The 20889-nt window shown below is 67.7% G+C and carries 22 protein-coding genes; 14 read left to right on the top strand and 8 right to left on the bottom strand.

The window, feature by feature from the left end:
- Positions 1-3: 3 nt before the first annotated feature.
- Positions 4-753 (bottom strand): lysophospholipid acyltransferase family protein, encoded by a 750-nt coding sequence (locus SAHL_RS01040; RefSeq protein WP_148045438.1) that lies wholly within the window; start codon positions 751-753, stop codon positions 4-6.
- A 132-nt stretch (positions 754-885) separates the two neighbouring features.
- Between SAHL_RS01040 and SAHL_RS01035 the strand changes: the two genes are divergently transcribed.
- The 6 genes from SAHL_RS01035 to SAHL_RS01010 all read left to right on the top strand — a co-directional run bounded on the left by SAHL_RS01035 (position 886) and on the right by SAHL_RS01010 (position 7084).
- Positions 886-2385, top strand: a complete 1500-nt coding sequence (locus tag SAHL_RS01035; RefSeq protein WP_245968341.1) for a nicotinate phosphoribosyltransferase — start codon at positions 886-888, stop codon at positions 2383-2385.
- Position 2386: 1 nt separating this feature from the next.
- Positions 2387-3010: a bifunctional nicotinamidase/pyrazinamidase gene (gene pncA, locus SAHL_RS01030; RefSeq protein WP_123589544.1), complete on the top strand. Its 624-nt coding sequence runs from the start codon at positions 2387-2389 to the stop codon at positions 3008-3010.
- 101 nt (positions 3011-3111) lie between these two features.
- Complete coding sequence (gene thiC / locus SAHL_RS01025; protein WP_123589543.1) at positions 3112-4983, top strand: phosphomethylpyrimidine synthase ThiC; 1872 nt, start codon at positions 3112-3114, stop codon at positions 4981-4983.
- A 123-nt stretch (positions 4984-5106) separates the two neighbouring features.
- Entirely contained in the window at positions 5107-5493 is a 387-nt protein-coding gene (locus SAHL_RS01020) for a DUF3015 family protein (protein ID WP_123589542.1), read from the top strand.
- 200 nt (positions 5494-5693) lie between these two features.
- Entirely contained in the window at positions 5694-6623 is a 930-nt protein-coding gene (locus SAHL_RS01015; RefSeq protein WP_123589541.1) for a histone deacetylase family protein, read from the top strand.
- 104 nt (positions 6624-6727) lie between these two features.
- Positions 6728-7084: a hypothetical protein gene (locus SAHL_RS01010; protein ID WP_148045437.1), complete on the top strand. Its 357-nt coding sequence runs from the start codon at positions 6728-6730 to the stop codon at positions 7082-7084.
- Between the two features lie 12 nt (positions 7085-7096).
- On the opposite strand, the gene SAHL_RS01005 is transcribed toward SAHL_RS01010, so the two are convergent.
- Positions 7097-9091: a TRAP transporter permease gene (locus SAHL_RS01005; protein ID WP_123589595.1), complete on the bottom strand. Its 1995-nt coding sequence runs from the start codon at positions 9089-9091 to the stop codon at positions 7097-7099.
- A 103-nt stretch (positions 9092-9194) separates the two neighbouring features.
- The gene (locus tag SAHL_RS01000; protein ID WP_123589539.1) at positions 9195-10352 is read right to left on the bottom strand and encodes a TAXI family TRAP transporter solute-binding subunit; all 1158 of its coding nucleotides are present in this window, start codon (positions 10350-10352) and stop codon (positions 9195-9197) included.
- A 443-nt stretch (positions 10353-10795) separates the two neighbouring features.
- Here SAHL_RS01000 and SAHL_RS00995 point away from each other — a divergent pair, with 443 nt between their 5' ends.
- Complete coding sequence (locus SAHL_RS00995; RefSeq protein WP_123589538.1) at positions 10796-11077, top strand: ComEA family DNA-binding protein; 282 nt, start codon at positions 10796-10798, stop codon at positions 11075-11077.
- A gap of 57 nt (positions 11078-11134) precedes the next feature.
- Here SAHL_RS00995 and SAHL_RS00990 read toward each other — a convergent pair whose 3' ends face one another.
- Together SAHL_RS00990 and SAHL_RS17680 are read right to left on the bottom strand one after the other, a co-directional pair.
- The gene (locus SAHL_RS00990; RefSeq protein ID WP_123589537.1) at positions 11135-11800 is read right to left on the bottom strand and encodes a glutathione S-transferase; all 666 of its coding nucleotides are present in this window, start codon (positions 11798-11800) and stop codon (positions 11135-11137) included.
- A 71-nt stretch (positions 11801-11871) separates the two neighbouring features.
- On the bottom strand, positions 11872-12150 hold the full coding sequence (locus tag SAHL_RS17680) for a DUF3634 family protein (RefSeq protein ID WP_184947129.1): 279 nt from the start codon (positions 12148-12150) through the stop codon (positions 11872-11874).
- A gap of 40 nt (positions 12151-12190) precedes the next feature.
- On the opposite strand from SAHL_RS17680, the gene SAHL_RS00980 reads away from it, so the two are divergent.
- Positions 12191-12604, top strand: coding sequence for an RNA-binding S4 domain-containing protein (locus tag SAHL_RS00980; RefSeq protein WP_123589536.1), 414 nt, complete (start codon positions 12191-12193; stop codon positions 12602-12604).
- A gap of 6 nt (positions 12605-12610) precedes the next feature.
- Here SAHL_RS00980 and SAHL_RS18300 read toward each other — a convergent pair whose 3' ends face one another.
- On the bottom strand, positions 12611-13123 hold the full coding sequence (locus tag SAHL_RS18300; protein ID WP_281272954.1) for a pilin: 513 nt from the start codon (positions 13121-13123) through the stop codon (positions 12611-12613).
- Between the two features lie 180 nt (positions 13124-13303).
- Here SAHL_RS18300 and SAHL_RS00970 point away from each other — a divergent pair, with 180 nt between their 5' ends.
- On the top strand, positions 13304-13783 hold the full coding sequence (locus SAHL_RS00970; protein WP_184947126.1) for a hypothetical protein: 480 nt from the start codon (positions 13304-13306) through the stop codon (positions 13781-13783).
- A gap of 10 nt (positions 13784-13793) precedes the next feature.
- Here the strand turns inward: SAHL_RS00970 and SAHL_RS00965 are convergent, their stop codons facing one another.
- Positions 13794-15083 (bottom strand): MgtC/SapB family protein, encoded by a 1290-nt coding sequence (locus SAHL_RS00965; RefSeq protein ID WP_184947122.1) that lies wholly within the window; start codon positions 15081-15083, stop codon positions 13794-13796.
- A 110-nt stretch (positions 15084-15193) separates the two neighbouring features.
- Here SAHL_RS00965 and SAHL_RS00960 point away from each other — a divergent pair, with 110 nt between their 5' ends.
- Together SAHL_RS00960 and SAHL_RS00955 are read left to right on the top strand one after the other, a co-directional pair.
- Positions 15194-16003 carry a crotonase/enoyl-CoA hydratase family protein gene (locus tag SAHL_RS00960; protein WP_123589533.1) on the top strand — a complete coding sequence of 270 codons (810 nt, stop codon included), beginning with the start codon at positions 15194-15196 and terminating at the stop codon, positions 16001-16003.
- Positions 16004-16031: 28 nt separating this feature from the next.
- Positions 16032-17063: a sodium:calcium antiporter gene (locus SAHL_RS00955; protein WP_245968340.1), complete on the top strand. Its 1032-nt coding sequence runs from the start codon at positions 16032-16034 to the stop codon at positions 17061-17063.
- Between the two features lie 2 nt (positions 17064-17065).
- On the opposite strand, the gene SAHL_RS00950 is transcribed toward SAHL_RS00955, so the two are convergent.
- A complete protein-coding gene (locus tag SAHL_RS00950; RefSeq protein WP_123589531.1) occupies positions 17066-17626 on the bottom strand; it encodes a phosphoribosyltransferase family protein in 561 nt (186 codons plus the stop codon).
- Between the two features lie 149 nt (positions 17627-17775).
- Between SAHL_RS00950 and SAHL_RS00945 the strand changes: the two genes are divergently transcribed.
- The 3 genes from SAHL_RS00945 (at position 17776) to SAHL_RS00935 (ending at position 20795) form a co-directional block, all read left to right on the top strand.
- Complete coding sequence (locus tag SAHL_RS00945; RefSeq protein ID WP_123589530.1) at positions 17776-18900, top strand: zinc-dependent alcohol dehydrogenase family protein; 1125 nt, start codon at positions 17776-17778, stop codon at positions 18898-18900.
- 170 nt (positions 18901-19070) lie between these two features.
- The gene (locus SAHL_RS00940; RefSeq protein WP_184947119.1) at positions 19071-19523 is read left to right on the top strand and encodes a plastocyanin/azurin family copper-binding protein; all 453 of its coding nucleotides are present in this window, start codon (positions 19071-19073) and stop codon (positions 19521-19523) included.
- A gap of 156 nt (positions 19524-19679) precedes the next feature.
- Positions 19680-20795 carry an alkene reductase gene (locus SAHL_RS00935; RefSeq protein WP_123589528.1) on the top strand — a complete coding sequence of 372 codons (1116 nt, stop codon included), beginning with the start codon at positions 19680-19682 and terminating at the stop codon, positions 20793-20795.
- The last annotated feature ends 94 nt before the right edge of the window (positions 20796-20889 follow it).

Below are 20889 nucleotides of genomic sequence, written 5' to 3'. Positions count from 1 at the left end.
GCGTCAACCGTGTCCTGTCTGGGCCGCCTCGGCGAGTTCGTTGAGTGTGTCCAGGCGTTCGCCGATCTCCCGGGCGATGCGATCGGCGTGCGCGTCGTCCGTCAGCGCGCCGATCGACCAGGGTTCGCCCACGGCGACGGTGAGTCGCGCGAACGGCTTGGGGATATGGCCGCTGTCCCAGGACTTCAACTGCCAGTAGCGATCGGCGGCGCAGCCGACCAGAAACAGCGGCGCGCCCGAACGACTCGCCAGTATGGCCGCCCCGACCTTGAACACGCCAGCCGGCCCCCGCGGGCCGTCGCCGTACATGGTCGGGGAAATGCCCTCGCCGACGGCCTGCACCAGGGCCTGCATCGCGGCCTGGCCGGTACGGCTCGACGAGCCGCGGATGGTGGTCGCGCCGTGGGCCAGCGCCACCCGCGACAGGAATTCGCCCTCGCGCGACGGGCTGATGAGGAAACCCAGCCGCAGACCGCGCGGAATCAGCGTGCGCAGGAACAGCCCGCTGGGCACGATGCGCTGGTGCCAGCCGCAGGGCACCACCGGACGACCGCCGTCGAGCGTAGCCCGAACGTGTTCGGCGCCGTGGACGACCTCGATACGGCAGGTCAGCCGGTACACCCACACCAGGACGATGCAGGCCCAGGCGGCCACGCGCATGACCATCCGCTGGCGCCAGGTCGGCGGTTTGCGGGGCTTCGACGCGCGCCGTCTGTCGCGCGCGGGGTCGGGCCGCTCGGGTTGTTCTGCCATCGACACGTCCGATGATTGTGGCCGCGGCCGGCGCTGTGGGCGAAAAAGCGCGACCTGCGATCCGGCGAGCCTATGCCCGTCGGCCACGAGTTGAAAGCGCGCACCAACGCTCGCACTGTCGTCGGACCATTCGTGCACGATCAGCCTATGGCCTTCCTGGGGCAACTCTATGGCCGCGCACCGGCGCTGCTGACCGATCTCTATCAACTGACGATGGCCTATGCACACTGGCACAACGGCGGCCACGAGCGCGAGGCGGTCTTCCACCTGTTCTTTCGCGACGCGCCGTTCGACAACGGCTTCGCCATCGCCTGCGGCGTGGAGACGGTGCTCGACTACGTCGAGCGCATGCGCTTCGAGGCCGCCGACATCGACTATCTCGCCACGCTCGAGGACACGGCCGGCAATCCGCTGTTCGCCCGCGGTTTTCTCGACTATCTGGCCGACCTGCGCTTCACCGTCGACATCGATGCCGTACCGGAAGGCACCGCGGTGTTCGCGCACCAGCCGATGCTGCGCGTGCGCGGGCCGATCCTGCAGGCGCAGCTGCTCGAGACCGTGCTGCTGAACCTGATGAACTTTCCGACCCTGGTCGCCACCAAGGCCGCGCGTATCGCCCACGCCGCCGGCGATGACCCGGTGCTGGATTTCGGGCTCCGTAAGGCCCAGGGCATCGACGGCGGCGTCTCGGCCTCGCGCGCGGCCTACATCGGCGGCTGTGCGGGCACCTCGAACGTGCTCGCCGGGCAGCTGTTCGGCATTCCGGTGTCGGGGACCCACGCCCACGGCTGGGTCATGGCCTTCGACGACGAAATCGACGCCTTCGACGCCTACGCCGACGCGTTGCCCGACAACTGCATCTTCCTGGTCGACACCTATGACACCGTGCAGGGGGTGGAAAACGCCATCCGCGCGGGCCGCCGGCTGCGCGCCGCGGGCCATGAGATGGCCGGCATCCGGCTCGACTCGGGCGATCTCGCCGAACTCTCGCGCACGGCGCGGCGGATGCTCGATGCGGCGGGTTTCGAATCGACCCGCATCGCGGCCAGTTCCAGTCTCGACGAGCGGGTGATCGCCGATCTGCGCGAACGCGGCGCGCCGATCGTGCTCTGGGGGGTCGGCACACAGCTGACCACGGCCCAGCCGGACGCCGCGCTGGACGGGGTCTACAAGCTCGCTGCGATCCGCAACGACGACGGCCGCTGGTCCTATCGCATGAAGCTGTCGGATACGCCGGGCAAGCTCACCCGGCCCGGCGTGCATCAGGTGCGCCGTTTTCTCGACGAAGAGGGCGCGCCGGTCGCCGATCTGCTGTTCGACGAAGCCGCGCCGGAGACGGCCTGGGCCGGGGACACGGCGGGCGGTGGCCGCGCCTTCGATCCCGATGCGCCGCATCGCGATCTGCTGCAGCCGGCGCTCGAGGGCGGTGCGCGCGTGGCCGAGGCCCCGGCGCTGGCCGCGGTGCGGGAGCACGCGCGTGGCGAGTTCGCCGCCTTCCGCGCGCGGCCGGATTATCCGGTGCTGGTCGATCGTTATCTCGACGAATCCACGACGGCGTTGCACGCCTGGCTGCGCGAACGCATCGAGCGCGGCGCGGCCGCAACACCCGAGTCCGAAGCCCGGGAGGTCTGACATGAAGGCACTGCTGCTGGTCGACATCCAGAACGATTTCCTGCCCGGCGGCGCGCTGGCCGTCGCCGACGGCGACGCCGTGGTGCCGGTGGCCAATCGGCTGATGCCGCGTTTCGAGCACGTGGTCGCCAGCCAGGACTGGCATCCGCCGCATCATCTGTCCTTCGCCGCTGAGCACGCCGGCTTCGATCCCTTTCAGGTCACCGAGCTCGACGGCCTGGAGCAGATCCTGTGGCCGGTGCACTGCGTGCAGGGTTCGCCCGGGGCGAGCTTCGCCTCGGCGCTCGACGTGGCCGGCATCGATCATGTCGTCCGGAAAGGTACCGACCGTCGCATCGACAGCTATTCCGCCTTCCACGACAACGGCCACCGCCAGGCCACCGGTCTGACCGGGCATCTGCGCGCTCGCGGCGTCGAGCACGTGGTGGTGGTCGGGCTGGCCGCGGACGTCTGCGTGAAGTTCACCGTCATGGACGCGCTGGCCGAAGGCTTCGGCGTGACGCTCGTGCGTGACGGCACCCGCGGCGTCGATATGCAGGCCGGCGATACCGAGGCCGCGATCGAGGCCATGCGCGCCGCGGGTGCGGTGGTCGTTGACAGCGAAAGCCTGATTACCGACGCCTAGCAGGACGTTCGGCGGGGTGGCTCATCGCGCATGGCCGCTTTGTGTTGCAAGCCGGGCGTTGTTAGATTGCTGGACTATCTTCCCTGCATGCGAGGGCTGCTATGAGCGCCGTGCCCAAGGACCTTGCGGTGTCCGCGCGTCTGGCCGACGAGATGCGCGAGCCGTTTCCCAATTCCTCCAAGATTCACGTGCGGGGATCGCGCGACGATATCCGCGTGCCGATGCGTGAGGTCGCCCAGGCCAACACGCCGGCGACCTTCGGCGTCGAGAAGAACCCGCCGATCACGATCTACGACTGTTCCGGGCCGTACACCGATCCGGCCGCGGCCATCGACCTGCGGGCCGGCCTGCCGGCGCTGCGGGCGGCGTGGATCGCCGAGCGCGGCGATACCGAGCGCCTGGCCGATTTCTCGTCCGAGTTCGGGCGCGAGCGCCATGCCGACAACGCGCTGACGCATCTGCGTTTTCCCGAGCCGCCCAAGCCGCTGCGTGCCAAGGTCGGGGCCAACCTCAGCCAGATGCACTATGCCCGCGAGGGTATCGTCACCCCGGAGATGGAGTTCGTCGCCATTCGCGAGAACGCGCGGATCGACGAAATCCGCGATTCGCGCCTGCTGCGCCGGCATCCCGGTGAGGGTTACGGCGCTAACATTCCCGAGCGCGTGACGCCCGAGTTCGTGCGCGACGAGATCGCGGCCGGGCGCGCGATCATCCCCAACAACGTCAATCACCCGGAATCCGAGCCGATGATCATCGGCCGCAATTTCCGGGTGAAGATCAACGCCAATATGGGCACCTCGGCGGTGACGTCCTCGATCGCCGAGGAGGTCGAGAAGATGGTCTGGGCGGCGCGCTGGGGCGGCGACACGATCATGGATCTGTCCACCGGCAAGCATATCCACGAGACCCGCGAGTGGATCATCCGCAACGCGCCGGTACCGGTGGGTACGGTGCCGATCTACCAGGCATTGGAAAAGGTCGACGGCAAGGCCGAGGACCTGACCTGGGAGATGTTTCGCGACACGCTGATCGAACAGGCCGAGCAGGGCGTGGACTATTTCACGATCCATGCCGGCGTGCGCCTGCCGTACGTGCCGATGACTGTGAATCGCATCACCGGCATCGTCTCCCGTGGCGGCTCGATCATGGCCAAGTGGTGTCTGGCGCATCACACCGAGTCCTTTCTCTATACCCATTTCGAGGATATCTGCGAGATCATGAAGGCCTACGACGTGGCCTTTTCGCTGGGCGACGGGCTGCGCCCGGGCTGTATCGCCGATGCCAACGACGAAGCCCAGATGGCCGAGCTGCGCACCCTAGGCGAGCTCACCAAGATCGCCTGGGCACACGATGTGCAGGTGATGATCGAGGGGCCCGGCCATGTGCCGATGCAGCGCATCAAGGAGAACATGGAAGCCGAGCTGGAAGATTGTCACGAAGCGCCGTTCTATACGCTGGGCCCGCTGACCACCGATATCGCGCCGGGCTACGATCACATCACCTCCGGCATCGGCGCGGCCCAGATCGGCTGGTACGGCACCGCCATGCTCTGCTACGTCACGCCCAAGGAGCATCTCGGCCTGCCCAACAAGGACGACGTGCGCGAGGGCATCATCACCTACAAGATCGCCGCGCACGCGGCCGATCTGGCCAAGGGCCATCCCGGCGCACAGATCCGCGACAACGCCTTGTCCAAGGCGCGCTTCGAGTTCCGCTGGGAAGACCAGTTCAACCTTGGCCTCGACCCCATGAAGGCGCGCGGCTTCCACGACGAGACCCTGCCCAAGGACAGCGCCAAGGTCGCCCACTTCTGCAGCATGTGCGGGCCCAAGTTCTGTTCCATGCGCATCTCTCAGGAAGTGCGCGAGTTCGCCCACGATCGCGGGATCCACACCGTCGAGGACGCGATCGAGGCGGGCATGGAGGAAAAGGCCGAGGAGTTCCGCGAGCGCGGCAGCCGGATCTATCAGTGAGGCTGAGGGTCCGGCCGATGATTCAGCATCGATTCATCCGCGTGGGCGACACTTGAATCTCGTGCATCGCGCCCGAGTCGACCTTTTGCGGGCGCGTCAAGCCAACGTACAAGGACCAACCCGATGACATATCCCATGATTCGCCAGACCCGCCGCGTCACGATCGCTGGTGCCGCCCTGGTCGGCCTCTGCCTCTCGAGCGGGGCGTTCGCCGATAACGATGATCTCATCACCACGGCCAGCACGGCCGGCACCACCGCCTATATCGTGGGCAAGAACGTGGACGACGACGACTTCGCCCAGGCCCACGATTTCGCCGACACCCAGGCCGTGGCGCTCAAGCGCGAAGCCGCCACCGGTGGCGGCGAGAACATCAATTCGCTCGCGGCCCTGCTCGGCGAGGACGATGCGGACGATCTGGGCGCCTGGATGCAGGCCAACTACGCGGAACTCTATGGTCGCGATGCCGGTGAGCAGAATCCGGTCGATCGGATCGTGGCGGCGCGTTGATCGCTGGCGTGCGCTAGTGCGCAAGGGCGTCGCCTCGCTCCGGGGCGGCGCTTTTTTTTGTCGATGACCGGGACAGCGGCCGTTGTCGGGCCCGACATGGGCCGAGTGTTGCAATCCCGCGGGCCGTAGTGTTCGATGCAGGGAATGTTATCCGCGAGGTCGGCGCCCGTCGCCGGCGTCGCGCCATCGGACTCTGCTGCATGACCACCGCGTATTTCAGTCACGAGGACTGCGCCCGCCACGACATGGGCGGCGGGCATCCGGAATCGCCCGGCCGGCTCGAGGCCGTCGAGAAGGGGCTCGGCGTCGTCGGCGTCGCTCAACGGGTGCAGCGGCGCGTGCCCGAACCGGCGCCGTTCGAGGCCATCCGCCGCGTTCATACGGACGCTTACGTGGACGGTATCGTCGCGGCCGCTCCGGACAGTGGTATGCGTCGACTCGACGGCGATACCGCCATGAACGCCTACAGCCTGTCGGCGGCCCGGCACGCGGCCGGTGCGGTGATCGATGCCGCCGACGCCGTGATGGCGGGCGAGGTCGCCAATGCCTTCTGTGCGGTCCGGCCGCCGGGCCACCACGCCGAGCGCGACCGGGCGATGGGCTTCTGCCTTTTCGACAGCATCGCGGTGGGCGCGGCCCATGCGCTGGCCGTGCACGGGCTGTCGCGCGTGGCGATTCTGGATTTCGATGTCCACCACGGCAACGGCACCGAAGACGTGTTCACCGACGAGCCGCGGGTGCTGTTCTGCTCGAGCTACCAGAATCCGCTGTTTCCGTTCACCTCGGACACCTCGATTCCCGGGCGCCTCATCAAGACGCCGCTGCGCCCCGGGACCGGCGGTCAGGTGTTCCGGCGGGCGATCGAGCGCGACTGGCTGCCGGCACTGGATGCCTTCCGCCCCGAGATGATATTCGTGTCGGCGGGTTTCGATGCCCACCGTTCGGACCCGCTGGCCGACCTGCAACTCGAGGCCGAGGATTTCGCCTGGGTGACCGAACGCATCTGTGAAGCGGCCGATCGCCACTGCGACGGACGCGTCGTAAGCACACTGGAGGGCGGTTACGCCCTGGATGCACTCGCCGCGAGCGCGGCCGTGCATGTGGAGGGTCTATGCGATGCAGGCGAGTGACCGGCCGCCCGGCGACGGCCGGGCGCCTGGAAGGCGGTAGGCGCGTCGTCCGCTGCGGTCTCACGGTTGGTCTGGCCCTTGCCATCGCGGGCGTGGCGCCGATCGTGAGTGGCGCGGAAGCGACCGCGGACTCGAAGATCGATAGTCAGGGGGCCGGCCGGACGAACGCCGACGGGCCCGAGGCCGGCGACGCGGCGCGCGACCATCTCGAATTCAGCAATCAGTTCGCCAGCGAGTGCATGTATCACCGCGCCGAGCTTCGACGCATCGCGAACACGCATCCGCAGCGCACTATCCGCGTCACCCTGGTCAGCTATCTGGGCAAGACCCGCAGCCAGGGCGAGAGCGTCAAGCGGCTGGCCCCCGGCGCCGATCCGGCGCCGCTGGGCTGCGATGCCAGCAGCGGCCTGGAAAGACGCTGGGAGATTGTCGACGCGGAATACGTCGACGACGCCGGTTGAGCTCGACTCCGCCTAGGTGGCCGCGCCGGTGCTGCGGCCGCGGTTGGACCAGACCACGAACGCCAGTGCCGGCAGACCGAGCACGGCCGCGATGCTCCAGAGCTGGGTCTGGGCCAGCGGCACCGGGCCGCCGCCGGGGATCGCCAGCGCGAGTCCGGCCACGATCAGGCCCAGCCGGATCGGCCACTCCAGCACGCGGTTGAGACAGAGGTTGCCGATCCCCGGCAGATAGCCCTGCATGGAACCCGCGATGAGCAGCACGCCGATCATGGCCTCGGTGAAGATGATCGCGATCTCGACCGGGCTGCCCTGGAGGATCAGCGCCGGGTTGAGCACGAACAGGAAGGGGATGAAGTAGATCACGCTGCCCAGGCGCATGGCCTGAAAGCCGGTGGCCATGGGCCGTGCGCCGGCCACGGTGGCCGCTGCGAAGGCGCCGAGGGCGACCGGCGGCGTGATGTAGCTGAGCATGCCCCAGTAGAGGATGAACAGATGCACCGAGAGCGCGTTCAGGCCGCCGCCGTTGATCAGCGCCGGTGCCAGCGCCACGGCGAGGAAGATGTAGGCAGCGGTCACCGTCATGCCGATGCCGAGCACGAAGCTCGTGGCTGCACCCATCAGGAGGAGCACCAGCGTACTGCCGCCGGCCAGATAGATCAGATCGTTGGCGATTGTGCCGGACAGGCCGGTCACCGACAGGGCACCGATCAGCAGGCCCACGCCGCAGAGTATGGAGATCAGCTCCGAGAACAGCTTGGCGGAGGCGAAGAAGAAATCCTTGACCTCGGCCCAGCCCCAGCGCTGATACGGCAGCACCTGGTTGATGATCAGCAGCAGGGCGATCGCGTAGAACGGGGCGATCGCCTCCCGGCGCAGCACGAACAGCATCCAGATCAGCAGGACGAACACGAAGATGAAGTACCAGCCTTCCTTGAGCGTCTGCTTGAGGGATGGCAGATCCTCCTGAGGCAGCCCGCGCAGGTCGTGACGCGCGGCATAGGCGTCGATCTGGATGAACAGGCCGGCGAAATACAGCACCGACGGCACCACGGCCGCGAGCGCGATCTCGCTGTAGGGGATGTTGAGAAAGCTGGCCATGATGAAGGCCGTCGCGCCCATCACCGGCGGCATGAGCACGCCGCCGGTCGACGCACAGGCCTCCACGCCGGCGGCATAGGACTTGCCGATGCCGACACGCCGCATCGCCGGGATGGAGAGCACGCCGGTGGTGAGCACGTTGGTGATCACGCTGCCGCTCATCGAGCCCATCAGGCCGCTGGAGAAGATCGATACCTTGGCCGGCCCGCCGCGAACGTGGCCGAGCAGGGCGAAGGCCAGGTTGATGAAGAACTTGCCGCCGCCGGTCTTCTGCAGCGCCACGCCGAACAGCAGAAAGCCGATCACCAGGTTGGCGAACGCCTGTAGCGGGATGCCCATGATGCTCTCGCGGCTCAAGGCGTGGTAGATGGCGGTCTGGCTCCAGCTCGACGGGAAGCCCTGGATCGGCCCGGGCATCATGTCGGCGAAGATCGGATAGATGCTGGCCAGGCCGACGATGATCGCGATCGGCAGACCGCCGGCGCGCCGGGTGGCCTCGAGCACCACCGCCCAGAACACGAAGCTCATGACGGTGGCATAGCCGGGGGCGGCATATTCCCAGCCGTAGTCCACGATCGCGGTCGCGTGGTAGACGAAGAAGCCGCAGGTACCCACCGCCACGAGAAACAGAATCACGTCGTACCACGGCGGGCTCGTGCGCTGGCTGGCGCCCCATGCAGGCCAAAGCACATAAGCCAGCGGCAGCATGAGCGCGACCACCGTATAGAAGAACTGGCTCTCGACGGAGGTGATCACCGACAGGAAGCCGAGGTTCAGCAGATAGTCGAGCGTGATCAGCGTAAGCGCCAGGGCCGCCAGCCGCGGCAGCCAGGCCCAGGCGCCGGCCAGCGGTCGTATGCCGGAGACTTCGGCCGTGTCACGTTCCTCAACGGGCGCATTCGTAGTCATGGACAACCTGTCAGGGGGTGAGCGGCCCGCGGGCCGCGATCAGAAACGAAACGCGCACGGCGCGCTTGGCGCGCCGTGCGCTGTGGGCCGCCGGTCGTCGGGTCTACTCGAAGACCGGTTCCATGTCCTCGGCCTTCAGAGCTTCGGCGCGTGCTTCCATCCAGCCTTTCTTGAACGCCTCGTCGTCGCTCGGCGCGTCGCCGGCCTTGTATTCCTTCCAGGCGTCCATCAGCACGTTCTGGCGCTTGACCAGCATGTCCTGATGCTGCTGCATCTCGTCGGTCCAGTGGCCGATTTCCTTGTAGTACTCGACCACCGCGTCGTGGAAGGGGATCACCCATTCCATGTTCTGCTTGTCCAGCGCATAGCCGGCGTTGCCCGGCGCGGCGTCCTTGTACTTGTCGAAGTCCTCGATCAGCACCTTGATCAGGCTGCGCGCGGTCTCGTCGTCGAGCCGGTCGTTGCCGATGAGAATCGGATAGGGGTAGCTGGCGCCGACCCAGGGGTTGTCCTCGCCGTAATCGCCGGCGGCGGCCGTGGCTTCGTGGGGCTGGAAGTAGGGCGCGACGGCCTGGAGTCGATCCCAGCCTTCCTTGTTATCGGGGTCGAGTCGCGGCCAGACGATCCCCCGCGGGCTCGCGGCCAGCTGCTGGGCCGGCGGCGCCACGCTCATGGTGAAGGAGGCGTCGGCCTGATTGGCGATGATGCCGTCGAACGAGCGACCGTAGCCCGGATAGTCGACGCGCTCGACGTCGTCCCAGGTCAGGCCGCCGAAGGCGAGAAAGGCTTCCGTACCCTTGTTGAGCGCGTCGTCGCCCCGGATGTAGGCCACGCGCTTGCCTTCCAGGTCGGCGGGCGTCTCCACGTCGACGTCGCCGGCGACGGCCACGCCGAGCCCGAAGCTGGCGGTGGAGCTTGCGATCACGCGGATCGGCTGCGGGCCCCAGTCGCGGCCGGCGAACATCATCACGCCTTCGAATCCGTAGTAGCTGGCGATGCCGCAGGCGCACAGCGGGACGCGGCCGACGCGCAGCGGCGTCATGCGCGAGACATCGTTCTCGCCGGGCAGGATGCGGACCGAGGTGCCATACTCGTTCTGCAGGAGGTTGCCGATGGATACCATCTGCGTGTAGCCGGCCGAACCGGTGCCGTAGGCGGTCATCGCCAGAGTGTCGGGTAGCGTCACGTCTTCGGCGGCGTGAGCGTTGGTGGCGCCCACCGCGAGTGCGGAGCACGCGAGCAGGGCAGTAAGAATGCGCATCGCAATCTCCTCAGCGGGTGTTTGTATTTTGCATAGCAAAATGAAATTTTATTTTGCTTCGACGAAGTTATCGACCCCGCCGCATACTGTCAACGAAATCCACTCTAAGACTTTTGTCGTAGTGGCCCGGGTTTCCCGGCCGGGGACAGATCTGCTCCGGATATTTTAAGTGCAATCAGTGAGATGGCGTTGTCCGGCTGCAGCGCCCGCGCCCGGACCGACCACGGGCGGGCGTATTCCCTCGGCCATGTGCGGCCCCGCGGGTTCGCCAAGCGGAAACGAAATTTTACGATGCAATATACAGTTTTAAAAATTAAGGCAATTTTATGATTTCCAGCAAAATCATGGCCTCGGTCTAAAGAAATTAATCATTCTGCCGGTGATTGCCAGCCGTGTGTCGGATGCCTAATCTTTCATCTCCTGCAATAAAAGGGAGACGAAAAATGAAGGCACTGATCACTGCGCTGGCCCTGCTGGCCGGCATCTATGCCGGCGCCGCACTGGCCGAGGTGAACATCAACACGGCGGGGGCCGACAAGCTCACGGAACTGACGGGCATCGGCCCGAGCAAGGCCGACGCCATCATTCGGTATCGTGAAGAAAACGGCGATTTCGAATCGGTCGATGCGCTGGACGATGTCAACGGCATCGGGGACAAGACCGTCGAGGGGCTGCGGGCGAACGCGACCGCAAGCGCCGCGGACGCCGACGAGGAATCCATGTAGCGCGTCCGACCACGATCGTCGATTCGAAAGGCCCGCCCCGACGCGGGCCTTTCTCTGTCAGGCGTAGGCGTAGGGGCCGCCATGCTCGAGCGCGCGCTGGTAGGCCTCCCGGGCGTGAATCCGCTCCAGGAAGGTCGCGAGTCGCGGGCAGCGCTCGGCCAGGCCACGCCGGCTCGCCGCGGCTTCCAGCGGGAAGCTCATCATGATGTCGGCCGCGGTGAAGTCGTCGCCGACGAACCAGTCGTGCTGGCGCAGCTCGTTCTCCATGTAGTCCAGATGCAGATCCAGCTGCGGTCGGATGAACTGTTTCTTCACGTTGGCGGAGATGGCCCGGGCGATCGGCCTGATCACCAACGGCGCCTTGCGCTCGACGGTATCGAAGACCAGGTGCAGCAGTAACGGCGGCATCGCCGATCCTTCGGCGTAATGCAGCCAGTAATCATAGGCCAGGCGCTCCGGCGTGCCGGGTTCGGGCGCGAGCCGGCCGTTGCCGTGGTGGGTCACCAGATAGTCGACGATGTGTCCGGTCTCCGCGACGGTGTGGCTGTCGTCGGTGATCACCGGCGACTTGCCCAGCGGATGCACCCGCCTCAGGCTGTCGGGCGCGAGCATCGTCTTCGGATCGCGCGCATAGCGCGTGATCTCGTAGTCGAGCCCGAGTTCTTCGAGCAGCCAGAGCACGCGCTGCGAGCGCGAGTCTTCGAGGTGGTGGACTGTGATCATCGTCGCCTCTCGGTCCGATCCCGTGAAGCGCTCAAGATACGCGCGTTGGCGCCGCTTTTCAGACCGGCGTTTCAGCCGCTGGCGCGCCGGCCGCCGCCGGGGCCCGGCGCGGTCGGTGGCGACCACATGTTGCGGATCGCCTGCCGGCCGCGGGTCGGGAAACTGTCGGAAAAACGCAGCCGCATATGGCGGCCGCGCCCGCGGCAAGCGATCTCGCCCCGGTCGATGCCGTGCAGGCCGGCGATGTCGCGCACGGCCGCCAGAAACGAAGCCGGCGGCCGGCCGACGACCACGTGCACGCCGTCGGCGTCGATGCGGAGCTTGTAGAGCACGCGAAAACGGCCGAGCACGGGGTCACTTCTGAACAGGATTCCATGGCACAGTCTCGCCATGAGCGAGACCGATCGCAAGCATAATGAAGCGGCTGCGCCCGTGCGCGTGGACAAGTGGCTCTGGGCCGCGCGTTTCTTCAAGACCCGCTCCCTGGCCGCGAAGGCGGTCAAGGGCGGCAAGGTGCGCATCAACGAGCACCGGGCGAAGGCGAGCACGACCGTACGCGCCGGTGATCGTGTCGATGTCACCAAGGGCGAGACGGCGTTCGAGGTGGAGGTGACCGGCCTGTCCGACCAGCGCGGACCGGCGTCGGTGGCCGAAACACTCTACGTCGAGAGCGAAGCCAGCCGGAAGCGGCGCGAAGCGCAGTCGGCCGAGCGCCGGTCGGCGAGGCTGTCGATGCCGCGACCGACGGCGCGTCCGGACAAGAAGCAGCGTCGACAGCTGCGCCGCTTCAAGCAGGGCGAGTAGCGGCGGTCAGCGGCAGCTCGCCGGCAGATAGCGCTCGGGCACGCCGTCGCTCGACGGCGCGCTGCAGCTCCAGCGGATGCTGCCGGCATCGAGACGAGCCTGGAGGAACACCAACTGGTCGTCGATCGCGCCACCGCGGTAGCGGATCTTGATCGCCGGGGCATCCGCGTTGTTGTAGAACCAGATGCGCCGGGTGTATTCGCCCTTGGCCGCGCTGTGCGAGCTGGCGTCGATGCCCAACGCCCCGAGCACGCCCATCCAATTGCTCGGTGAGATATCCGGCAGCCGGCCATGCACGCTGTAGTATTCCGCCACGGCGTACTTGACCGGCTGGGCCAGTCCGAGCCCTTCGGAGACGCGGGCGCGGGTGACGTAGTTGCGATAGCCGGGGATCGCGAGTGCGGCCAGCATGCCCACGACCGCGAGTACGATCATCAGCTCGATCAGTGTGAAGCCGTGGCTGGGATGCGGTCCGCGGCGCGCGGGGACGACGGCATCGGACATGAGCCTTGATTGCACGGTTACAGTCATCCGTGTCGTTGTTTTCCTCTCTTTCTGCGGTGTATGGTCGCCGCTGTCAAGCGCGGCACGCGAGGTCCGGGGCACGGCTGTCGGGACCTCGGTTATGGCGTGCGCGATGCGAGCCCGGCCGGGGGCCGAAGGTCGCCGCGGTCGCGCGCCACAACTGCAGGAGTGTTCATGACCGACCGCATCCGTCATCGGCTTCGTCTGGGTGTCGCCGCCGCGCTGGTGATCACCGTCATCGGCACCACGGCCTGCGGCACGGTGCTCTACCCCGAGCGTCGCGGCCAGGCCGCGGGCCGCATCGATCCGGCCGTTGCGGTCCTCGACGGTATCGGCCTGCTCTTCTTCGTCGTGCCGGGCGTGATCGCCTTCGCCGTCGACTTCGCTACCGGCACGATCTATCTGCCGGGCACCGCCTCCAACACCACGCTCGACATGGACGATGCCGACGTGGTCCGGCTCGATCCGGACACGGTCGATGTCAAAGCGATCGAACGGCGCCTGGCGCAGGCGACCGGTCGCGACATCGATCTCGCCGATCCGGCGCTGCAGGCCCGCCGGCCGGACGACGCCGAGTGGCGGTCGCTGGCTGCGGTCGTGAGTGCGCCCGAGTACGCGGCGCTGACCGGCAGGCGGATGCAGGCCGCGCGCTGAACGCGGTATTTCAGCCGCTCGCGAGCGCGGGATAGGCGATCAGCACATAGAGTGCGACGCCGCCGGCCACGGCCACGCAGGCCGCACTCGCGGCGACCAGCAGACCGAGCCGCCGGCCGCCGAGCGCGAAGGCGAGCAGACTCTTGAACAGCACGCTGCTGATCGCGGCGATCACCAGCGCCCGAACCGCGGTATCCAGCGGCAAGCCGCCCTGGCCGAGCTGTGCGACCGACAGCGTGACCGCGGTCAGGTCCCCCATCGCCGCGATCGTGGCGATGGCGTAGATTCCGGCGTCGCCGATCAGCCGGTGGCCGGCGGCGCTGGCCAGCGTGATCACGATCAGCAGCACCGCGAAACGCGCCGTATCCTTGAGCCGGAACGGCGTACCCAGCCTTCGCGGGGCGCGCAGCTGGGATGTGTCGAGCCGCAGGCGCAGCAGCAGCGCCGCGGTCAGCCCCACCGCCATCATCGCGACCAGCGGGCCCGCGGCATGTCGCGCCAGCGCCGGACTGGCCACGGCCGCCACCGCGATCATGCGGGGCATGCCCATGGCCTGGGCGAGAATGATGCCCACCGCCAGCAGCGGGTCGAGACCGCGCGTGCGTCGCGACAGGCGCGCGAAATGCAGGGTCAGCGCGGTCGAGGAGGCGAGCCCACCGAATACGCCCGTGGTCAGTATGCCCCGCGCCTGGCCCAGCAGCCGCACGGCGAAGTGACCGGCGAAGGAAATGGCGGCGACGATCACCACCAGCTGCCAGATCCGCAGCGGATTGAGCGTGTCCCAAGGCCCCATCCCGCGGTCGGGCAGCAGAGGCAGCACCAGCACTGACATCATCAACAGCTTGAGCGCGGCCAGCAGTTCCTCGCGGTCGAGGCGCGCCAGCCAGCGATGCAGCTCCGGCTTGAGGCCGAGAAGCGTGGCCGTGACCACGGCGCCGGCCGCCGCCACGGCCGGGGCGCCGGATGTGGCCAGCGCGGCCAGACCGTAGGTCGTGAACGCGGCCATCTCGCTGGTGATTCCGTACTCGCCGCGATCCTGGGAGGACATCACGTGGGCGGCGATCAGCATCGCCGCGATCGCGATGAAGCCCAGCCCCAGCACGAGCGGGCTCATGCGCTCGGCGAGCAGGCCGGTCACGCCGCCCGCCATGCCGATGATCGCGAACGTGCGCAGGCCGGCGACCCGCTGCCCGGCGCCGGCCTCGCGCTGCTGCCAGCCGCGCTCGAGGCCCACCATCAGGCCGATCGCGAGCGCGACGCCCAGATTGCGAAAGATCAGCAGCGTGGTGTCGGCGTTCATCGTGTCCCCGTGGCGCCCCGTCGATCCATTGTATGACGCACGAGCGCGGCCGCTGGCGGGCGCGGGCGCAAACAGGCAAAGTGGCCGGCCCGACCGCCGTCGAGCCTGCCATGTCCCCATCCGAAACGGTGCGTGTGCGCGTCGAGGCCGGTCGTGCCGAGGTGCGGCTGAATCGCCCCGACAAGCACAACGGCATGAACCTCGCGATGCTCGCGGCCGTGACCGACTGCGTCGCGCGTCTGCGCCGCGATCGCGGCCTGCGCTCGGTGGTCATCGCCGGCAACGGCCCGTCCTTCTGCGCCGGTCTGGACTTCGCTTCGGTCATGGCCCGGCCGCTGATCGCCGCGCCCGCACTCGCTCGACTGTGGCTGCCCCGGATCAATCGGTTCCAGCGCTGGAGCCTGGGCTGGCGCGACATCGGCGCGCCGGTGATCGCGGCCATTCGCGGTCACTGTCTCGGGGCCGGTCTTCAACTCGCCCTCGGCGCGGACGTGCGCGTGGCCCGCCCCGACGCGCGGCTGTCGATCATGGAGACGCGCTGGGGGCTGGTCCCCGACATGGGCGGCGCGGTGCTGCTGCGTGAATTGGTGGGGATCGACACCGCCAAGGAGCTGACGCTGTCCGCCCGGATCCTCGACGGCCGCGAGGCGCAGCGGCTCGGTCTGGTCACGCATCTGGCCGACGAGCCGGAAGCCCGGGCCCATGAACTGGCCGACCGGATGAGCCGGCATTCGCCCGACGCCGTGGCGGCGGGCAAGTTCCTGCTCCAGGACGCCTGGCAGGCCGGTACGGCCCGCGCCGCGGCCGCCGAGCGGCGGTGGCAACGGCGGCTGATCGGCCGCATCAACCAGCGCATCAGCATGCGTCGCAAGGATGCATCCGACGGATCGCCGTTCCGTAGAAGACGGATCCGGCGATGACTCACACCACCTCTGGAAAGCGACACACGTGATTGGAATCGAATCCCTTGGCCTGACGGCCGTAACGGCGGCCTTCGTCGTCTGTGCCCTCGTCATCGCGGTAGTCGGCACGCGGCTGACCAACGTGGCGGACGAACTCGCCGACCGAACCGGGCTGGGCGAGGCCGTGACCGGTGCGGTGCTGCTGGGTGCGGCGACGTCGTTGTCGGGCATCGTGCTGTCGGTCACTGCGGCCGCCCGTGACCAGCCCGAGCTGGCGATGAGTAACGCGCTCGGCGGCATCGCCGCGCAGACCGTGTTTCTGGCCATGGCCGATGTGGTCTACCGGCGGGCGAATCTCGAACACGCCGCCGCCTCGATCGCCAATCTGGCGCAGGCCGCGCTCCTGCTCGGCCTGCTGTCGCTACTGCTGATCGGCGCCTACAGCCCGGATGTCCACTGGCTCGGCGTGCATCCGATCACGCCGATCCTGTTCGTGGCTTATGTCTTCGGGCTGCAGCTCGTACGCAACGCCGAGGCCGCGCCGATGTGGACGCCGCGGCGCACGCAGGAAACGCGCACCGACAGTCCGGACGAGAACAACAAGGCGATGTCGCTGGTGCGTCTCTGGGGCGGTTTCTTCGTGCTGGCGGCGATCCTGGGCTTGACCGGTTACGTGCTGGAAAGCGTGGCGTCGCGCCTGGGCAGTGCGACGGGCATGAGCGACACCGCGGTCGGTGTGGTGCTCACGGCGATCTCGACTTCGCTGCCGGAGCTGGTCACCTCGATCGCGGCGGTGCGCCGCGGCGCGCTGCAGCTGGCCGTCGGCGGCATCATCGGCGGCAACGCCTTCGACTGTCTGTTCGCCGCCACCTCCGACATCGCCTATCGCGACGGCTCGATCTACCACGCCGTCTCCGGCGACACGCTGCTGTGGGTGGCGTTGTCGGTGGCGATGACGGCGGTGCTGCTGCTGGGTCTGATCCGGCGCCAGAAGCAGGGTATCGGCAACATCGGCTTCGAGAGCGCGACGCTGTTCGGTCTTTACGGCGCGGGGATCCTCATGGTCGTGCGCGGCTAGGTTCAGTCCGGGTCGGTGAACACCGGCAGATGACCGAGGGCGATCACGTCCTGCCAGTTGCCGCGCTCGCCCTCGGTCAGGATCGCCGCCTCGGCTGCGATCCGGGCGTCGGCGCGCTGCACGATCGCGCGCATGGCTTCGAGCGTGGAGCCGGAGCTGATGACGTCGTCCACCAGAACGACCCGCGCCCCGGTGACCCGCGCGCGATCCTTGCCGTCCAGAAACAGCGTCTGCGTCGTGCCTGTGGTGATCGACCGGGTCTCGGCCTGGAGCGCGTCGCCCATGTACGGCTTGTAGTTCTTGCGCAGCACCACGTAGGGCATGCCGGTCGCCACTGCGAGTGCATGGATCAGCGGGATCGACTTGGCCTCGGCGGTCACGAGCACGTCGTAGTCGATCGCCGCGAGCCGCTCGGACAGCGCATCGGCGGCGGCCGTGATCAGCGACGTATCGCCGAGGACGTTGAGCACCGCGATGCGGGTGCCGGGGGCGACCTCGAACAGCGGCAGGTCGCGGGTCAGGCCGGCGATGTCGATGCGATGGGCGTGCGGGGTGGGGCTCATGATGGCGTGGGATGGCGGGCGAGGCGCGTCATTGTGCATGAGCCCGCGGCGACCCGCGAAGGACGAACGCGGCGTATACGAATGATAGATTAACCGTGCGCCGGGTCGTGCCCGGCGCACCGTCGTTGTTCCGTCGTCCAGGAGATTGCATGCAGACTCGAGCCGCCGTACTGCGCGAAATGGCCCCGCCCCGTCCCTACGACCAGTCCCGGCCGTTGACCATCGAGACCTTCGAGCTCGGTGGGCCGCAGGCCGGCGAGGTGTTGCTCAAGGTGCACGCGGCGGGCTTGTGTCACTCTGATCTGTCGACCATCGACGGCAACCGCCCGCGCCCGGTGCCGATGGTCCTCGGCCACGAGGCCGCCGGGGAGATCGTCGAGGTGGGCCCGGGCGTGACCGACTTCGCGGTCGGCGATCACGTCGTGTGCTCGTTCGTGCCCAGCTGCGGTCACTGCGCGTACTGCGCCGACGGCCGGGCGGCGCTGTGCACCCCCGGGGCCGAGGCCAACAATGCCGGCACCCTGCTCTCCGGCAGCCGCCGGCTGAGCGAGGACGGCCGGGACGTGCATCATCATCTGGGCATCTCCGGCTTCGCCGAGTATGCGGTCGTCGCGCGCGAGTCGCTGGTCAAGGTGGACCCGACCCTCGACTACGACATCGCCGCGGTGTTCGGCTGCGCCGTGCTCACCGGTGTCGGGGCCCTCATCCACACCGCGGGCCTGCGGCTCGGCCAGACCGTGCTCGTCGTCGGGCTCGGCGGCGTCGGCCTGTCCGGCGTTCTGGGGGCGATCGCCGGCGGCGCGGCGCAGGTCATCGCCGCCGACATCGACGACGACAAGCTGGGCCAGGCCAGAGCGTTGGGTGCGACCGCGACCGTCAACACCAGGGACGACACCGCGCTCGAACAGATCCGGGACCTGACCGGCGGTGGCGTCGACATCGCCGCCGAATTCGCCGGCGCGCAGGCGGCACTGGAGTTCGCCTACGCCGCGACCGCCAAGGGCGGCACCACCGTCACCGCGGGGCTGCAGCACCCGGATGCCCGCATGCAGCTGCCCGCGCTCCAGCTGGTGGCGCAGGAGCGCACACTCATGGGCTCCTATCTTGGCGGTCATGTGCCCAGGCTCGACATCCCCGAATACATTGCTCTGTATCAGGCCGGCCGCCTGCCGGTGGATCGGCTGCTGACGCATCGGCTGTCGCTGGACGAAATCAACACCGGCTTCGAGCGGCTGGCCGCGGGCGAGGCCATCCGCCAGGTCGTGCAGCTCTGAGCACCGCCGGCGTCGTCAGGTTACGTTCAGCCGGCGACGGCGAGCATCGGAATGTGGGCCGAAGCCGTAATGGGTAGGCTCACAGGCCCGATGCGCCTCGCGATCAAACGGTGTTGCAAAACGTCCGGATTCGCTGCATGGTGCAACGACAACGAAGCAAGGAGATCCGCATGTTGAAGAAGACCCTGGCGCTCGTGATGTTCGCCGTCCTGTCCGTCTCGGCGTTCGCCGCACAGGCGAAGACGGTCGAGATCGAGGGCATGAACAGCCTGAAGTTCAGCAAGGAAAACATCACCGTCAAGCCCGGTGAAGAGGTCACGATCAAGCTGACCAACAAGACCGACCTGCCGGAATCGGCCATGGCCCACAACTGGCTCCTGCTCGATTCGGGCGCCGATGCCAAGGCCATCGACGAAGCCGCGGCCCAGGCCAAGGACAACGACTACGTTCCCGAGGACATGAGCGACCAGATCCTGGCGCACACTGGCCTCGTGGCGGGCGGCGAGACCGACGAGGTGACTTTCACCGCGCCGGAAGAGCCGGGTGACTATGAGTACATCTGCACCTTCCCCGGCCATCTCGCGGCCGGCATGAAGGGCACGCTCACGGTCGAGGAGGGCTGATACGCCCTCGTGGCGGCCCACGTCGGCCGCCGACGCGTGACCGCGGCCCCGTCGAGCGTTCGGCGGGGCTTTTTCGTGTCTGGCACCGACGACTTGATTTTTCACAATCGAACGCCATCTCCCGACCATCAGATGACCACGGCTTCAGGAGTCCTCATGGCTTTCGATCGACTGCTTTCCCCGCTGCGCTTCGGCGCGCTCGAGCTGCCCAACCGCGTGCTCATGGCCCCGCTCACGCGGGCCCGCTGCCGGGATCAGATCCCCGGCGCGATGCAGCGCGAATACTATGCCCAGCGCGCCGGCGCCGGCATGATCATCTCGGAGGCGACCAACATCTCCGAATCCGCGCGCGGCTATGTCTTCACGCCAAGCATGTTCACCGACGAACAGGAAGCCGGCTGGAAGGGCGTGGTCGACGCCGTGCACGAAGCCGGCGGTCGCATGGCGCTGCAGCTCTGGCACGTCGGCCGCGTGGGCCACGAAATGGTGCACCCGGACGGGCGCAAGCCGGTAGCACCCAGCGCGATCCGCGGCGAAGGCGCCCAGTCCTATGTCCAGTTCGAGGACGGCAGCGAAGGTCTGCAGGACTCGGCCACGCCGCGTGCGCTCGAGACCAAGGAGATTCCCGAGGTCATCGAGGAATATCGCCAGGCTGCGCAGCGCGCCAAGCGCGCCGGCTTCGACATGGTGGAAGTGCACGCGGCCAACGCCTATCTGCTGCAGCAGTTCATGGCCACGGGTTCCAACAAGCGCACCGACGCCTACGGTGGTTCGATCGAGAACCGCGCCCGCCTGCCGCTGGAAGTCGTGGACGCCGTAGTCGAAGTGATGGGCGCCGATCGTGTCGGCATCCGCATGTCGCCGTTCATCGAGATCTTCGGCCTGACCGACGACGAGCCCAAGGCGATGGCCTTCTACATGGCCGAGCAGCTCGATAAACGCGGCCTGGCCTATCTGCATATCAACGAGCCCGACTGGGCCGGCGGCGATATCAAGCTCACCGACGAGTTCCGCCAGGCCATGCGCGAACGTTTCGCCAGCGGCGCGCTGATCTTCTGTGGCCACTACACCGCAGAGCGCACCGAAGCGCTGATCGAGAAGGGCCTCGGCGACGGCGCCGCCTTCGGCCGTCCGTATATCGCCAACCCGGATCTGGTTGAGCGTTTTCGTGTCGGCGCCGAGCTCAACGAGCCGGATGCGGCCACCTACTACGGCGGCGACGAGAAAGGCTATACCGACTATCCGACCCTGAGCGAGCAGGCCAGCGCCTGATTCGACGTACGCGGTCGGTTTTCGCAGCGTCGGCGGGTTGTGCCCGTCGGCGCTTTTTCATGGCCGGCGTTTGCACAGCAGCCGATCAAGCGGG

The sequence above is a fragment of the Salinisphaera orenii subsp. halophila YIM 95161 genome (assembly GCF_003732545.1).
GTDB classification, from domain to species: domain Bacteria; phylum Pseudomonadota; class Gammaproteobacteria; order Nevskiales; family Salinisphaeraceae; genus Salinisphaera; species Salinisphaera orenii_A.
Note: the sequence above shows the minus strand (reverse complement) of the source record. Positions and strands in the feature narration are given on the sequence as shown.

Bases quoted from the DNA above. Each gene is read 5' to 3' on its own strand.
- SAHL_RS01040 (WP_148045438.1), bottom strand. From the start codon at position 753: ATGGCAGAACAACCCGAGCGGCCCGACCCCGCGCGCGACAGACGGCGC.
- pncA (WP_123589544.1), top strand. From the start codon at position 2,387: ATGAAGGCACTGCTGCTGGTCGACATCCAGAACGATTTCCTGCCCGGC.
- thiC (WP_123589543.1), top strand. From the start codon at position 3,112: ATGAGCGCCGTGCCCAAGGACCTTGCGGTGTCCGCGCGTCTGGCCGAC.
- SAHL_RS01020 (WP_123589542.1), top strand. From the start codon at position 5,107: ATGACATATCCCATGATTCGCCAGACCCGCCGCGTCACGATCGCTGGT.
- SAHL_RS01015 (WP_123589541.1), top strand. From the start codon at position 5,694: ATGACCACCGCGTATTTCAGTCACGAGGACTGCGCCCGCCACGACATG.
- SAHL_RS01005 (WP_123589595.1), bottom strand. From the start codon at position 9,091: ATGACTACGAATGCGCCCGTTGAGGAACGTGACACGGCCGAAGTCTCC.
- SAHL_RS01000 (WP_123589539.1), bottom strand. From the start codon at position 10,352: ATGCGCATTCTTACTGCCCTGCTCGCGTGCTCCGCACTCGCGGTGGGC.
- SAHL_RS00995 (WP_123589538.1), top strand. From the start codon at position 10,796: ATGAAGGCACTGATCACTGCGCTGGCCCTGCTGGCCGGCATCTATGCC.
- SAHL_RS00990 (WP_123589537.1), bottom strand. From the start codon at position 11,800: ATGATCACAGTCCACCACCTCGAAGACTCGCGCTCGCAGCGCGTGCTC.
- SAHL_RS00980 (WP_123589536.1), top strand. From the start codon at position 12,191: ATGAGCGAGACCGATCGCAAGCATAATGAAGCGGCTGCGCCCGTGCGC.
- SAHL_RS00970 (WP_184947126.1), top strand. From the start codon at position 13,304: ATGACCGACCGCATCCGTCATCGGCTTCGTCTGGGTGTCGCCGCCGCG.
- SAHL_RS00965 (WP_184947122.1), bottom strand. From the start codon at position 15,083: ATGAACGCCGACACCACGCTGCTGATCTTTCGCAATCTGGGCGTCGCG.
- SAHL_RS00960 (WP_123589533.1), top strand. From the start codon at position 15,194: ATGTCCCCATCCGAAACGGTGCGTGTGCGCGTCGAGGCCGGTCGTGCC.
- SAHL_RS00950 (WP_123589531.1), bottom strand. From the start codon at position 17,626: ATGAGCCCCACCCCGCACGCCCATCGCATCGACATCGCCGGCCTGACC.
- SAHL_RS00945 (WP_123589530.1), top strand. From the start codon at position 17,776: ATGCAGACTCGAGCCGCCGTACTGCGCGAAATGGCCCCGCCCCGTCCC.
- SAHL_RS00940 (WP_184947119.1), top strand. From the start codon at position 19,071: ATGTTGAAGAAGACCCTGGCGCTCGTGATGTTCGCCGTCCTGTCCGTC.
- SAHL_RS00935 (WP_123589528.1), top strand. From the start codon at position 19,680: ATGGCTTTCGATCGACTGCTTTCCCCGCTGCGCTTCGGCGCGCTCGAG.